This is a genomic window from Pedobacter cryoconitis, from assembly GCF_001590605.1.
GTDB classification, from domain to species: Bacteria; Bacteroidota; Bacteroidia; order Sphingobacteriales; family Sphingobacteriaceae; genus Pedobacter; species Pedobacter cryoconitis_A.
Genome location: NZ_CP014504.1, coordinates 3,401,224 through 3,418,492 on the forward strand (window position 1 = coordinate 3,401,224; position 17,269 = coordinate 3,418,492).

Below are 17,269 nucleotides of genomic sequence, written 5' to 3' on the forward strand. Positions count from 1 at the left end.
TTTCATTGAAAAAACCATTTTAACTCGTATAAAAATTAAGCTTGTTATTAAGGTAGTCAAGAAGTATGTCTTTCGTATAAGCGCTACATGGTAGCCGGTTTACAATGTCTCTCTCTTCAACAGGTAATTCAATTAAAGTAAATATCTTCCTGTCGTCACCATATTCTTTCAATACAAGACAGTCAACTAAAGGTGATTCTCCCCACCATAAGTTTAAGTTATAACTTACATTTCCATACCATCCAGTATAAACTATAATTCTAAGATCATTCTGATGTTTTTTTCCACGAATTACATAGTTGTTATAGATACTTGATGCACAATGCATCAGACCACTACATGGTCCAAAGATCATTTTAACCTGAGCTGCGCCCAACAAACTCAAATCCTGTCGGAGCGTCAGACTCTTTGAAAAGATAATTTTTTCCAAAGCCTGTTTTCCCAGCCAATCTCTGTAAAAATCTTCTTTTCCGGTATTACGTTCATCGAAAATAAGTACCTTGGTCTTACCCCTTTTGAGTATCCCTTTTAAGATTTCAAAATATGTTTCTACCTTGAGTAGTTTACTTTTAACAGCTGAAGAATCTACCATTATAATCAATTCTTCAGCTTTTTCAACCCCCTTGGCTCTGAGCCATTCATTTGCCCAACGCTCTTCCCTTTCAGTTAAATACAGCTCGGTTCTTCGTCTTAAATTCACAAAGTCATTTAAAGCCCTGTTAACAGGAAACACATAGGATTCATTTTCCAGGGGTTTTAATATAATTGTTGAGACCGAAGTAATTGCAATTTCCCAGGAGCCATATTTAATTTGATCTCTATACTTATCATGCAGGAAGTGAATCAACTTCTCTTCCTCATAAGATACAAAGATGATCATCTGATACTTCTCAAAATTAATATCCTCCCAATTATCATAAGCAATTTTATTTACATAACTATTATTGAAAAGCAAGCTTTCGACAAACCTTCTATTTTTCCATTGCGTGAAATTTAAATCAACATATTGGGCATTAAAAAATGTTTTTAAATGCCTGAACTTATCAAAAATCACACAACAATCACCAAGTAATTTAATCTCTTCGTCAAACAGAACAAGTATATTATCTAAACTATTCTTTTTAAACAAGGAGGTATTGGCTTCGATTTTTGAAAGCGTATCTGTAAAATCTTTCATTCTAGTATTTTTAGCTGATTAGACGGAAATCTTTGTTTCAGCCTTTAAGCTAAGACGATTCCGTACGAAGTTGATTAGTTGTGTTGTACTATATTCTGCGCAAGCCAGCGAATCAATATGTTTTCTTTCTTCGTCATTCATATCCTCCAGTAGCATAATTTCCTTCTTATCACCATTTTGCTTAAGAAGAAGACAGTTGATCAATGGAGAACTTCCCCACCAGAAATCTGCATTCATATTTTCAATACCATAAACACCTGTATATGTGACCATTAAAGGCACATCTTCAATATTCATCCCATTACTTAGATAGTTATTATAAATACTTGAAGAACAATGCATAATACCTGTACAAGGACCAAATATCATTTTGGTGAATCTTGAACCGAGAAGAGCTAGGTTCTTTCGTAAGCTAAATCCTTTTGAAAAAATCATTTTTGACATGTTTTTATCTCCTAGCCATTCTCTGTAAAAAACATCTTTACCGATGTTACCTTCATCGAAAATTAAAATTTTAATATTCTCAGTACTCAACAGATTTGTGAGCAATTCAAAATAAACCGATATGTTCAATAGCTTAGTTCTAGCTGAAGAAGAATCAACCATAATAAATAATTGTTCACCTTCTTTCAATCCATTCTCCATAAGCCATTTATTTGCAACATCTTTCTCTTCTTGAGAGAGATAAAGCTCACCAGGCCCCAAATCTTTAAAGCATTCAATCAAATTAGGGTATTCAGGGAATATATATTTTTTGCTTTTATCTGGTTTTAGTACTAACTCAGAAATTGAATAAATCTGAGTGTTGAACTTACCTTCATTGAATAAAGTACTGTACTTGACATGCAGATAATCCAGTAAGATTTCCTCTTTATAAGAGATGCAAAATATTTTATCATACTTATCAAACTCAATTTTGTCCCACTCCAGATTCTGCAGAGAGTTGACATGTGGGTTATTTTTCAACAAACATTCATAAAGTTCCTGATTACTTTGATCCGTATAATTCAAATGGATACTGGCGTTTCCAATAAAGGTCTCAATGTATTTAAGTTTATTAAATCTAAAACAGCAGTCTCCTATAAAATTCATCTTTTCTTCATCCAGCATCAGAATATTGTCAATTTTATTATTGAAGTTTTTACTGTTATTATTTCTTAAAATATTTAAAGTATCGTGAATACTCATCATGATTAAATAGATTATTTTAAAATTCAGTTAATTAATAACGTTATAGAATTATCACCCACCTCAGAAAACCCATTTTTTCACTGTGTGTTATATTTTGAAAGTGTCCCGGTTATGATTCAGGTAGGGATCTGTTTTCATGAAACATGAAATTATTTTTTGCATTGCCGTAGCAAGTCTTAATAATTGATGCGATTTTTTTTGCATGATGGTGAATAAAGAAATGGTTACCTTCAAGCACTGCTGAATCAAATTCCGAGGTTGTAAAACGACCCCAATTATTAATTTCAGCTACTCTATCTTCCTGGCTCCCCATTATTGCAAAAATTGGAAGGTTAATTGGCAGATGAAATTCAAGCTCATTATTTTCTGCAATTTCAAAATCTGCCCTCAGTATAGGTTCGAAATAATTAAAGAATTCAGGATTACTAATAATTTCATCAGGGACACCCCCAAGTTTTTCAAGTTCAGTAATAAACTGATCTTTTTCCATCGTATGTCGCATTACATTAGTATTACGTTTAGTTGTTGGCCCTATATTGCCACTAACAATAATTGCCAACGGTGGCGTACCTTTATTTTCGAGCATACTTGCTACTTTTAAGGTTAAATAGGCCCCCATACTGTGTCCGTAGATAAGAAAATCTGGTGATTCCAGTTTTCCCGACAATTGAGAAAAAATATCGTAAGAAGCAGTTTCAAAATCTTTAATTAATTTTTCATTCATTCGTCCTCCTCTGCCTGGCAACTCTAGTACTTCTACTTCAAAAACACCTAATAATGGTTTTATAAATTCAAAGGAATAACGATTCCCACCAGCGAAGTGTAACATGAACAATTGTGTTTTTTTCATATTTTAAAGAATTAGTATCAATCTGATACAGTATAATTAATTGCTCCTAAAACCCAATTCTCTAAAAGACATTATGTCTTCTTCTTTCAAATAACCTTCATCCATTTTAAAAAGCTTACTCCCATATCCATAATATTTATCATCATGTGTAATCGCAATAATGGTAAATCCTGCTTCGTTCAATAAAGGCAATATTATAGTATAAAATTTCTTTCTGAAATATGGATCCTGATCTGCAGCCCATTCATCTAATACCAATATCGGTTTGTTTTCCATCAGGCACACTACAAGAGCAAGTCTTTTTCGTTGTCCTGCAGAAAGATCAACTGTAGATAAACATCGTTCATGCAAGGTTACTTTATCCTCAATTTCAAATAAGGCCAGATAGTAATCCCATTTACCGAGATCTAGTTTCTCTGATCCTAAAATTTCATCAAACAGGTAGAAATTACTAAAAACAACTGAAAAATAACGCTTGAACAAAGGATAGTTTTGAGCTTGCAACAGATGGTTATTTAATCTTATTTCCCCAGCCGTTGGAGGGCACAAGCCTAACAGCGTATGAATAAATGTTGTCTTCCCGCTTCCATTCCCTCCATAAATGAAAATGGTTTCCTGCCGTTTGATACTCAAATTTATTGGCCCAATATTAAAGAATGAATGTTCGCCTTTATATTCAAATTCAAGATCATTAACAGTCAATTCTTCGAACGAGCCTCCAAATTCAGAATTGCTCACCTGATTCATCACTACATTTACACCTTCTAATTCTTTTCTAAGGTTCATCAGTTGATCGGCAGCAACCTTTGCCCGCATAAGAGAAGGCAACTGCACCATGATGGATTCGATAGAGCCTAAAAGATATAACAATGAAAAAATAAAGGTCACTACGTTTGCCGGCTTAATCTCTAGTAAAAAACTAAAAATCAGGAGTACAGACGAGATTAGAATATAAAACAATATCTGACCAGTCATTTGGTTATTTATAAATCCGGTTCCTGCAGATAAACTATGCTTAAATGATTCTTCTGCATTTGTACTAATCCTATCATTGTAAATAAACTCCCCTTTCTTTGTATCCATAAATATTTCTTTAAACCCGTTCAAAATATCATTCAGATTATTCTGGAATTTATTTTCCATTTTGCGGCTTTTCTCCAAACTTTTCATATTAGCTTTTGAAGAATAATAATAGACAGCAATGCCTAACATGGCTACAAAAAAAGTGATCAGAAATAAAACAAAGGAAATAGAGGCGAGATATGCAAAACAGGACACTGCTAGTATTACTGATATTGAAAAATCAATGACACTTAATGAGGCATTCGTAAGTGCGCCTACATCATTCAATATTGCAGTTTGGATATGTGTGATCCTACCTGATAGTTGATAATAATTAGCATTAATAACCAATTTTAGAATCTGTTTTCTCAGGCTCCAGCTAATTTTAAGAGATATACTAATACTGGTAAGTGATAGCGTTCTTCTTGCCCAGACATAAATCAGAATGATTGAAGCAAATATAATGATGTAATCACGACTGATTACTGTAAGGCTACCTCCGATCATCAGACCAATTACCTTTGTAACCTGATTGATAAACAAGAAACTGCAGAGTCCTGTCACGATGCCCAGTAATATATATTTAACAGCCCCCGCTCTACCAATAATAGGCAGAACCAACTTTAATAATTGTTTCACATTTATATTTTTTAGGTGATTTCCGATTTAGACCAACAGGCATTGAATACACAAATGGCTGGGGTGTCAGAGACTGGCAGTTATATTGATTCAGCAAGTTGCAAAGCCGGATTGTAAAGAATTTCCTTCTCTCCAAAAAGTCTTTCTGAGATAATTCCTCTATCCAGACATTCCTGAACTAGCATATTAGATTGAACAATAGGGTTAGACTCATCCGTATACTTAACAGTACTGATAAATTCTAACCATGGTTCTTGTCCCATGGCATATACATATGCCTCCTTTGGATTGAACATATTGATCAGGTGTATTCCTTTTTCGAAATTGGAACCAGCAAGTCTCCTCGATTGATCTTTATCTCTTGCAAGATCTTCGGTTAACAGCGGTCCGTACAACCAGGTAAGTGGAGCACCATCACATTCCATCCCCAGAAAGATAACATCCACATCACCAATAGCGCGCTGCACATGTTCATATAATTTAGGTTCTAGTATTCTTGAATCTGCAGCAAAGAAAAATGTATACCCACTTACAGCTACATGAAAACATGATTTTGATTGAATATTCAGGTCACTATGCTCGCCGGTAAACGGAATTCCAGTCACGGTACAATTTTCGAACAGAATTTCTTCCATTTCATCTATCTCAATTACATTCTTAAATCCAGCGTTATTGAAAACCAGTTTCAAATTTGGATCCTGTAATGCACCCGAAGTAGTTCTGGGAACAATAATATTCTTAATCTTATGACGTAGGGGAAGTAATGTTTCAAATAAGATATGATCCTGATGATTATGGGTAATCAGCACATAATCTATCGTATCAGGAAGATCAATATCCGAAAAATGATCCACACTAGACTGATAGCCATAATAACTGATCAGAGGATCTACGAGAATGCTTACATCTTTGGTTTCAATTAATATACAAGCGTGACCAAAATATCGCATCCTGGTATATGGTCCATCATATTTTTGATATGTTGGCTGTTTTTCCTGCATAAAAAAAGTATCAAACAATGGTAAATCCCTTTCCTCAATTCCTAACCTGGCTGCGATATCATCTTTAGACCCACCTTCTCTTTTCATTCTGCTCAGCAGGTCAATCGCCTCATTATCAAAAGGAATATTTAAATGTAATACGTTTGGCTCATCAAGTCTTGGTGTGCTTAGACAAAATGGACGTTCATCATTATCTGTATTCCATAAAGCTATACTCTGAGATTTTTTATTATAAAATTCACTCTTATATAGTAGTGATTCAAAAAATCTGAATGATGGATTATTATTCAAATCATAAGTCAATTCTACATACCCCTTAAGAATCTCCGGTACTTTACTATATAACTCTTCAAGAGAGTAGCCTTTAGCATTCTTTTTTAACATATCATCCAGCTCCTTAATCGCTTCGGCCAATAAGACTTGTTTTTCCTGATTATGCAATGTGGCTTCCTTAAGTTTTTTAATATCTTCCACCCGATTAATCTTATAATCCATGAAAGGTCCACCTAACATTTTAGGGTTCTTGACTGCGGCAGCATGTATTTGCGGCGACTGAATATAAGAACTCATAATTTTAAGATGTCTGCCTACAATATTCATTGCTGCAGTAGCGGGAGAAATTAAATGTGACCAGGCGTACCACCTGTCATACAAAGGTTCAATAATTAAATTCGGTTTAGTATACCATTTTTCCTGATTCATAATTTGTTTTCTATAAGGTTAGCACTGCTTTAAATAAGATTTTTCAAATATTTTGCGGTATAATGTCTTTCCTCAGGGAAGGTAATATCAATTCCCTCAAGTATTTTTAGTGTATGTTCAGTGGAGTAGCTATTAATCCGCACAGCATATTTAATATCAGGTCCATCATCAGCAGATGATTTTGTCGCGCTAAAGTCGATCAGTGGTGTGATAGGCAAAGGGGAGTGTTCAGACAATTCATATAACTTCATCAACCAGTTTTCACCATCTATTTCTACAAGCTCCTTGGATACTTCATCTGCATTGTGCAGGAATTCTTTGAGAAATATGTTTCTTACATTGGTTAAATGAAAAATATTTGTTTTTAGATCCGTTTGTAGAGACAAATTTAAAATTGACTTAGAGACAAAGTCCACTGGAGTAATAGGAACTGTGTACTCCCTTGGGTATACCCCCATTTCGTAACATGATTTCAATAGTTTTGGGAACCATTGTTCTTTAGGCATTTTCCCTGTAATTTTATCTCCCGATATCAAACCAAGTCTATGAATTTGTACCGGTAAACCTGCCGCCATACTTTTCAGCATAATTTTTTCACCAACCCATTTTGACCCGGCATACCCCGATACACTTGAATGCTCTTCATGATCAATAGGATCAGCTTCATAATTCATTTTTCCATCGCTGGAAGAGAAAATTGAAAGCGTTGAAGTGTATACTACCTTTTTTAATTTTTTGGTTACTGCCAGACGGACTATTTCAATATTACCGCCTACATTGGAAGGTTTAAGCTGCTGATAAGATGATATCAAATCCATATAAGCAGCTGTATGATAGATATAATCAAGATTATCTGAAAGATTTTCATAATCAGCAACTGAAAGTCCAAGATTTGGTTTAGATAGGTTTCCTGGTACAGCAATGATTCTGCTCTCATAATGAGATTTGTAGATATTGTAATACTTTAATTTTTCTATAACTCTACTTTTTGCTTTTCCAGCATTTTCTCCCCGGACAAGACAGTAAATAATAGTTTTGGTATGGTCTAGTAATTCCTTCAGAAGGTAAGCGCCAACGAAACCAGTTGCTCCAGTAACCAATACCTGCTTAGGTACTTCACTATATCTTTTTAACTCCGATATTTTTTGAAAAGAAACGTCCAATTGGCTTTCTATTTCTAGATTGATGTAAGACAATGACTTTTTATCGGTAGCATTAGTACCAGTTATAAATATTGCCATTTCCTGAATACTTGGATTACTGAACAGATCTTTAATTTTCAGTCCAATATTCATTTTACGATTAATAACCGACATCATTTTTACAGCGACCATTGAATCTCCGCCAAGCTCAAAATAATTATCATTAACACTGATCATCTCTTTATTTAAAATCTGCTCCCAGATAGTTGCCAACTCAGCTTCAGCTAAGCTACGCGGTGCTATATATTCCTTTTCAGAGTCAAGCAGTTGCCCTTTCATTTTTGAAATACTATTTCTGTTGACCTTACCATTTGGCATCAGAGGTAAACTATCGAGTTGCATAAAATGAGATGGAATCATATAATTGGGAAGAATATTTTTCAGATATTCTCTAAGATTCGAAATCTTCTGCTCCTGTTCAGAAACGATATAAGCGATCAGTTCATGTCTTCCCGTGGTGTTTATTTGTTCTAGAACTACTGCTGCTTTGATCCCATTATAATTAACGAGCACATTTTCAATTTCAGATAATTCAATTCTATGCCCGTTAATCTTTACCTGGCTATCAATTCTTCCACTGAATACTAGGTTCCCATTTGTCTGCCATTTTCCAAGGTCACCGGTTTTGTATACCCGTTCATTACTGTTAAAAGGACTTTGCAGAAATTTCTCAGTAGTAAGTAATATGTTATTCATATATCCTCTCGCCAATCCTGCACCACCGATCACGATTTCTCCAGTGACTCCTTCCGGCAATAGTCTCATATCTTTATCAACAATATAAACATGGGCTCCAGAAATAGGTTTCCCAATTGGGATAAGGTAATCCCCCGGGTCTTTTCCCTGATTCAGTTTAAAAATTGTTGCTGCTACACATATTTCTGTGGGTCCGTATGCATTAAAATAAGTTCCCTGATCAGTATAAGCTCTCACACTTTGCAAATCAACCTGTTCGCCACCAGTTAAGACCTTCTTCAGTGTTCTTATGGCATCAAGCTTTAATATTTTAAAATATACAGGCGGTAGGCTTGCAAAACTAATTTCATTTTTCTGTAGAAATTCTTCCAGTAAATGAGGGTCTTTCTTATCTGTGTCGTTAATAATAAACAAACAAGCTCCCGAAGTGATTGTGGTAAAGATCTCATAAATTGACGCGTCGAACGACGAGGCAAAGAATTGAAGTACCTTATCTACCGGTTTTAATTCAAGTATAGAAAGATGGGCCTGGATGGTGTTGAAAAGTGCAGCATGCTCCACCATTACACCTTTCGGCTTACCAGTAGAACCAGATGTATACAATACATATGCCAGACTTGTATTATTGATCTTAATGACCGGTTTTATTGTGTCAGATGAGGTATAAAGAATAAGATCTTTATATTCTTTTTCATCCAGTACAATTTTACATTGGCTGTCAGCCTGCATATATTTGATACGTTCGACAGGATATGATGAATCAAAAGGTACATATGCACCTCCCGATTTTAACACACTAAGCATTGCGATGATCATCTTCTCCGTCCGGTCAAGACTGATTCCAATAAGATCATCTGCTGAAATATTATATTTTGAATATAAATAAGCCGCTCCATTATCCGACAATTCATCGAGCTGTCTATATGTGAGTTGTTTATTTTCATAACTGATCACAAATCTATCTGGAGTCCTTTTAACCTGCTCATTAAAAAGGTCTAAAACACTGAGATCATTTTTATATGCAGGTATTACCCCTCCTAAATTAAACAGTCTTTTCTTTTCTGTTTCATCCAGATAATCGAGTTGATTAATTGCCAACAAGGGATGTCTGACAATACAGTGCAATAGCTGTTCGAAATGACGCAGCAACTGATCAGCTTTTTCATGGTTAAAAATATCACTATTGTACTCTAAGTTGACTACCAGATTCCCATCTGATTCTACAAAGGCAAATAATAAATCAAACTTACTTACTATATTTTTCTTTCCATCGTATGAAGATACCTTCAGCCCCGTATGGCCAACATTTCCCTGTCTTTGAGCAAATTCCTGTCCCTGAAGAACAATCATTACATCAAAAAGAGGGTGCCTACTCATGTCTCTTTCTATCTGTAATTCATTAACTAAGGTGTCAAAAGGAAACATCTGATTTACATAGGCTCCTAGTGTAACTTGTTTAACCATTTTTAAAAGTTCCAGATAGCTCGCTGTCCCTTTAGATCGTACCCTTAAAGCCAAAGTGTTTACATAAAACCCAATCTGCCCTTCCAGATCCGCATGATATCTTCCAGCAATTGGACTTCCTACGATTATATCTTCTTGTCCGGAATACCGGTTTAACAACCCATTAACAACAGCAAGAAGCCCCATAAACAAAGTTGAATCCTCATTTTGAAGCAACAACTTAAAGGCACTTGTAAGCCCGGTATCGATAGCTGCTTTTATTGTTCCTCCCTTATAAGTTTTGAAAATCGGACGAGGTCGGTCACCCGACAAATTTAAGACAGGGAGTTCGCCTGAAAACTGTGTTAACCAATACTCTTTCTGGGCCGACAGAGTTTCTGCTATAAGCTGTTGCTGTTGCCATACTGCGTAGTCCTTGTATTGGATTCTTAGTTCTGGTAATAACGCAGGAGTACCGTTTAGCTGAGAGCCATAGAAGTTTAGCAACTCTCTCATTAAAACTCCCATTGACCATCCGTCACTAATAATATGATGAGTTACATAGCTTAAAACCCATTTTTTATCTTCAACCTGATACAATGTTGCTCGCAGAAGTGGCCCCTTTACTAAGTTAAAAGGTAAGCTAAAATCATTCTCCACCATTTCCCGTAGGCGGTTGTCATTTTCTTTAAAACTTCTTAAATCCACTATATTTACAGTAAATCCCAAATCTTCACCAGTCATGATAAATTGCATTAACTCACCCTGCTCATTTTCCATGAACACAGTTCTCAGTATCTCATGACGATCAATCAAACATGTAAAGGCATATTGTAAAACATCTATATTCAATTCTTCGTCAAACACATACGCTCCAGGAACATTATAAGCTAAATTTCCATCTTCAAATTGACTCAGTATCCAAATTCTTCGTTGAGATGATGATAAAACATAGGCATTACAAGATACCGCCTTGGGAATTTCTAGATAATCCATTTTTTTGGAATTATCAATTAATATGGCCTGATCTTCAAGTACAATTGTTGTAAAAAGATCATAAAAATCCAGTTTAGCACCGAACCTTTTATAGATTTGACTTGCCAGACGTGTTGTTCTTAAACTGTGTCCACCTAAATCAAAGAAATTCGCTTTTACTCCGATCTCTGATTCGTCGACCCCCAGAACCTCACTCCATAGACTGACCAATCGAATTTCTGTTTCACTCTTAGGGGCTTGATAAATGGTATCAGATATACGGCCGGATGTATTTATTTCAGGAAGAGCATTCCTATCCAATTTCCCATTGGACATCAAAGGTAATTCCTCAAGCTGAATTATATTTTGCGGAATCATATAAGCTGGCACATTTTTATTCAGATAATCGCGGACAACCTGAACATCAACAACCTCATTACCTACCACATAAGCTATAAGCTCCCGTTCTCCATCTTTATTTAGCTGGTCTACGACAACCGCATCAGCTATATTCGGATAACGCTGTAATGCATATTCAATTTCTCCCAGCTCTATACGATATCCTCTTATTTTGATCTGGTTATCCTTTCTCCCTTCATAAACCAAATCTTCTTCTGAATTCCACCGACCAAAATCACCTGTTTTATATAATTTTTCCCCCTCAAAAAATGGATGATCAATAAAAGTATTTCTGGTTAAATCAGGTTTGTTTAAATAACCAGCAGATAAACCATAACCACCAATTGCTATTTCACCAATAACACCAAATGGAACCAGCTTATTTTTATCATCCAACAAGAAAACACTTGTGTTTCCAAATGGTCTGCCTAGCGGGACTTTATCATATAAAATATCTAAATCTATCTTTTTGATTAATTTCCCTATGGTTGTCTCTGTAGGTCCATAGTGATTATATACCTCACATTTACCACCATGTAACCTAATATGATCAATAATATCCCGGCTAAATTGCTCACCACCCAGAATTAAACACTTATTAGGAATCAACAGCCTATTATCATCCTGAAGTGCTTTCCAATGAGTCGGTACAATTTTAATACAATCCAGTTCTGCTGATGCAATTTTTTCATAACTCATTGCGTCAGATGCTGAAAACACTTGAAGTGTCCCTCCAAATAATAAACTTGTGTAAATAATTGTATTTCCTAAATCAGCTGCAACCGTCGACAAAAGACCAAATTTTTCGCAACTTTTAATATTCGTAGTTTCAGTAATTCCATAGTAATAATCTATCAGTGAAAGATGCCTGATGGTAACACCCTTAGGCTGACCGGTTGAACCTGATGTGTAAATAATATAAGCCAGATTATCTTTAGCTATTTTAACTGCCAAATTATCAGTAACCAGCTCCAATTCATCCAGCTGCACGTCAATTGCAAAAATATGATGCGCATAATAATCAAGTTCAAAAATATAATCAGCCTGGGTAATCAGTAAATTTAGGCCGGAATCTTCTAACATATATTTTTTCCGTCCTACAGGATAATCAGGATCAATAGGTAGATAAGCTGCTCCTGACTTTAAAATGCCCAGTATGCTAATAATTATTTTTTCTGATCTGTCTAACATGATACCGATGATATCATTTGTTTTGATTGCATGATTAGTCAGTAAATAGTTGGCCAGTTTATTAGCATGATCATTCAATTCACTATAGGTCAGTGTTATATTTTCGAAGATAACTGCTATCTTATCGGGAGTTTTTAAAACCTGCTGTTCAAATAACTCTATTATATTTGTACTTTGAGGGTAATTAGCAAAAGATTGATTAACCTCATTTAATAAATATCTTTTTGTAGAAGCGTCCAGATAATCCAATTGAGAAATTGGGACTGAAGGCTTCTTCACAATAGCCTCCAGCAGCTGTTCAAAATGCAGGAATAATTGTTCAATAGTGCTCTTATGATAAATCTGACTGTTATAAACGACATTCAGATTGAGTTCATTATCGTTATCAGAGAAGAAAAATGTGAAATCAAATTTACTGTTTACTTCCTCCGATTGCTCTAACCCACTTACACTTAACCCATTCAGACCTTCTTCATTCTGATTGAATTTTTTTTCTACATTCTGAAGCACTACCATGACATCAAACAGTGGATGTCTGCTGGTATCACGTTCTAGGCTCAAATCATTGACCAGCTCATCGAATGGATAGATTTGATGTTGATAAGCACCTAACGTAACATCTTTTACTTTACTGAGTAAGGTTAGGTAGCTATCATCGTTACTAAAACGCGTTCGGAGTGCGATCGTATTTACAAAGAATCCTATTTGAGATTCCAGATCTGCGTGGTCCCTGCTCACCATTGAAGTACCAATAATGATATCCTGCTGATTAGTAAATTTATTTAGCAATACGTTCACAACAGAAAGCAATCCCATAAATAAGGTTGTATCTTGTTTCTGAAGTATATTTTTAAAATTGCTTATTAAATCCAATCTTATTTTTCTACCAATAACACCTCCTTTATAAGATTTGATGACCGGTCTGGGTTTATCTGCTACAAATTCTAAAACCGGTATTTTACCATCAAACTGATCTAACCAATATGCTCTGTGTAAGTCCAGATTTTTACCGCTTAGTTGAATTTCTTGCCAGGCTGCATAGTCCTTATACTGGATTCTCAAAGGTTTTAAAGGATTAGTCTGGCCATTTACATAAGAATTATAGATCATTAAAAGCTCTTTAATAATAATTCCCATAGACCAATCATCACTGATAATATGGTGGATTACATAGCTGAATATCCATTTCTGTCCTTTTACCTTATGTAAGGCTGCCGCTATTAATGGTCCCTTATCTAAATCAAACGGAGTCAATAATTGCTGTCTGGTCTCTTCTGTAATGTCATTTTCTTGCTTAAATACAGAATCTATATAAGTCATATTAAAATTCAGTTCTGCAGAATCAAGGATAAATTGTCTCACTTCACTTTTATCATCTTCTCTAAAAACAGTACGAAGACTTTCGTGACGCTCAATTAAAGAATTCAGTGCATACCGTAAAGCATCTATATTAATATTTCCTTCAAAAACATAGGAACCAGATATATTATAAGCTGTATTGCCACCTTTAAATTTACTTAGTATCCATAATCTTCTTTGTGAAGAAGAAAGCACATAACTTTTTGCTGGGGCAACCGGCGTAATTCTTATAAATGCCGTTTTTGCTGAAGTATTAATTAATGAAGCCAGTTGTTCTAAAGTTGGATATTCAAAAGGGTCATTTAAATTAAGCTTTACTTCAAATGTTTTGGATATATGACTTATCAAACGAATAACTTTCAAACTATGTCCACCCAGTTCAAAAAAGTTTGAACTGATCCCGATCTGATCAGGATCACGTCCCAATACCTCACTCCATATCTCTACCAGCTGTCTCTCAGTTTCTGTACGCGGAGCAACGTGAACTGAAACCAGCCCCAGTTCTTTCCCCCCATATCCCTGTAATGCTTTACGGTCTGCCTTGCCACTCATCGTCAGCGGGATCACATCCAGCTGGACATAAGCCTGTGGCACCATATATGAAGGCAATAACTGCCCCAGGTAACTCTTCAGTACCAACGGATCCACATCTCCCTCACCAGTGATATAAGCCTTAAGTTCACGCTCCCCTAAATTATTTAAGGGTGCAAGAACAACTGCTCCGCTTATAGCAGCATGCCCCTGTAACGCATTATCAATTTCTCCAAGCTCGATCCGGTAACCACGGATCTTAACCTGTTCATCCATGCGACCAATATACTCCACATTACCATCAGCAAGCCAGCGCCCCAGGTCTCCAGTACGGTACATCCGTTCTCCCAAGCGGTAAGGATTTGTTACAAACTTCTCTGCCGTCAATGCTGCCTGGTTCAGATAACCACGCGCAAGACCCACACCTCCCAAACAAATCTCCCCCGCTATACCGATACCGCATAACTGGTCCTGACGATCCAAAATGAATATCTGTGTATTGCTAATCGGCTTGCCGATTGGAATCCGTTCATCTATCGGTGACGTTGGATAATATGTGACATCAATACTTGCCTCTGTTGGTCCATATAAATTATGTAATGGAACATCCAGTTTATTATACCAATGATGAACAGAAGATAAAGGCAGGGCCTCTCCGCTGGTAAATACTAAACGTAAACCAGATAGCCTTTCCAATGATGCTTCCTCTTCAAAAATAGTCTCGATAAACAGGTTCAGCATCGATGGAACAAAGTGTAAAGCCGTCACTGACTCACGGAAAATCAAATCCGACAGCTGTTCTGGTGATCCGCTGTCCTCAGCCGAACACATCACCATACGCGCCCCCCAGCATAATGGAAGAAATAGTTCCCATACCGAAACATCAAAGCTGAAGGTCGTCTTCTGTAAAATAATGTCATCCTGACTAAAACCATAATGGTTCCACATCCACCACAAACGATTCAATACACCACCATGCTCAAGCATACATCCTTTGGGTTTCCCTGTGGAACCTGAAGTATATAAAACATACATCAGATCCGATGGACTGTGCTCCAATGGCTGCACCGAATCGCTGTAAGCTGATGAAACCGAACAGAAATGATCAAGTTCTGCCCTATCAAGCAAGACCTTACACCCACTGTCTGAAATCATAAACTCAATACGCTCTTCAGGATACCCAGGATCTATAGGAACATACGCACCTCCAGATTTCAGTACTCCTAACAAACTAATAATCAACCATTCACTGCGATCCAGCCTAACCCCGATTAGCTCACCAGGAACAATCTGATAAACAGAACGTAAATACGCTGCCAAACGGTTTGACTCCTGGTCAAGTTCACCATAACTCAAATGCCTCCCTTCAAATACAACAGCAGTCTTTTCCGGATGCTCCAACACCTGTTCAGCAAACAGATCTACCAAGGTCTGTTCCTTCGGATAAGCAACACTTGTAGCATTAAAATCCTCCAACAGCGCTAACTTCTCTGACGTAGACAGGTAATCCAGATTTCTCAGTAATGAGGTGTCATTTTTTATAATTGAAGATAAAAGGTTCTCCATGTGTGATTGAACAAGTTCTGCGGTTGCCTGATCATACACATGGTTATTATATCCTATAGTGATTTTAATGGTGTCCCTAGAAGCTATAGTTATCCAGAAATTATAGTTTGTCTGATCAAATGTCTCTACTGAAGACAGAGAAATATGATCTGAATTCACATTTTCGGCACTCTCAACTGATACTCCATCCATCTTCTGTACTGGATAATTTTCAAAAACCAATATATGGTCGAAAAGGTTCTGTCCAAGAGCAGAATTCGAATTTATATCTGCAAGTTGTACATAGTGATGGTCCGTACCCCGTAAGAAATTTCGCTGAAATTCTTTAACTAAAGTCCTAAAAGTAGTTTCATTGTCTGTCTGAACACGTACGGGTATTGTATTGATAAACAGCCCTATCATATCTTCAACTCCTTCCAGCTCTGCGGGTCTGCCAGATACTACAGTACCAAATACAATGTCATTTACATTGTTGTATTTGCTAAGCAATACCGCCCACAAAGATTGAAAGAATGTATTTTCTGTGATCGACTGGCCACTGCAAAAATCCCTGATAAATTCACGTTGAGCTCCCTCGATGTAAAAAGTATGTTGTCTGGAGACAGGTTCATCAACTTTTTTAAGTTGGAAAGCTGAAGGTATGCTGCTCAGCTGTTGATAATTATCCAAATAGTTTTGCCAATAGCTTAAAGACAGAGCCTTATCTACCTTTGCCAGCCACTTTATGTAAGTAGAATAAGGAATAATTTTCTTAAGATCTGCTTTCCTTCCTACCAGGAGATGATAGTATATTTCAAAAAACTCTCTGATTAAAATACTAAGACACCAGCCATCCATTAAAATATGATGGTGGCTCCATATAAACTCATAAGTATTATTTTCAAATTCTAAAATGGTCAGCCGCATCTGGGAGCCTTTGTGCAGATTAAATCCTTTTTCCCTATCCTGAATTCTGTAAGTCTCAGCAGAAGTTTTTCCTTTAGACAGAACAATATGTTCAAAATCAGAAACAGTGTCTTTCCTCACAACCTGAAGCAAATTTTCACCAAAATTCTGAGTAAAAAAAGTTCTGGCTATTGCATGTCTGGATACCAATCCATGATAACTTTCCCTTAAAACTCCAATATCAAGATTTCCGGTTATTGTAAAAGAAATCTGTGCAAAATAGTTGGGTGAGCCTGGGTTTTGCAGCCAATGATAATATAGCCCCTCCTGCAATGGACTTAATGGATAAACATCTTCAAGCATAATAGTAGAGTATTATTTCGCTTTAGCTAATAGGTTA

The 17,269-nt window shown here is 36.2% G+C and carries 6 protein-coding genes; all 6 read right to left on the reverse strand.

Features of this window, described 5'->3' with window-relative positions:
* Positions 1-19: 19 nt before the first annotated feature.
* Complete coding sequence (locus AY601_RS14000; protein ID WP_068402144.1) at positions 20-1,177, reverse strand: hypothetical protein; 1,158 nt, start codon at positions 1,175-1,177, stop codon at positions 20-22.
* Positions 1,178-1,195: 18 nt separating this feature from the next.
* Entirely contained in the window at positions 1,196-2,368 is a 1,173-nt protein-coding gene (locus AY601_RS14005; RefSeq protein WP_157287924.1) for a hypothetical protein, read from the reverse strand.
* A 109-nt stretch (positions 2,369-2,477) separates the two neighbouring features.
* A complete protein-coding gene (locus AY601_RS14010; protein WP_068402147.1) occupies positions 2,478-3,218 on the reverse strand; it encodes a thioesterase II family protein in 741 nt (246 codons plus the stop codon).
* Between the two features lie 36 nt (positions 3,219-3,254).
* On the reverse strand, positions 3,255-4,919 hold the full coding sequence (locus AY601_RS14015; protein WP_198163528.1) for a cyclic peptide export ABC transporter: 1,665 nt from the start codon (positions 4,917-4,919) through the stop codon (positions 3,255-3,257).
* An 80-nt stretch (positions 4,920-4,999) separates the two neighbouring features.
* Positions 5,000-6,622 carry an MBL fold metallo-hydrolase gene (locus AY601_RS14020; RefSeq protein ID WP_068402151.1) on the reverse strand — a complete coding sequence of 541 codons (1,623 nt, stop codon included), beginning with the start codon at positions 6,620-6,622 and terminating at the stop codon, positions 5,000-5,002.
* Between the two features lie 29 nt (positions 6,623-6,651).
* On the reverse strand, positions 6,652-17,232 hold the full coding sequence (locus AY601_RS14025) for a non-ribosomal peptide synthetase (RefSeq protein WP_068402153.1): 10,581 nt from the start codon (positions 17,230-17,232) through the stop codon (positions 6,652-6,654).
* Positions 17,233-17,269: the final 37 nt, after the last annotated feature.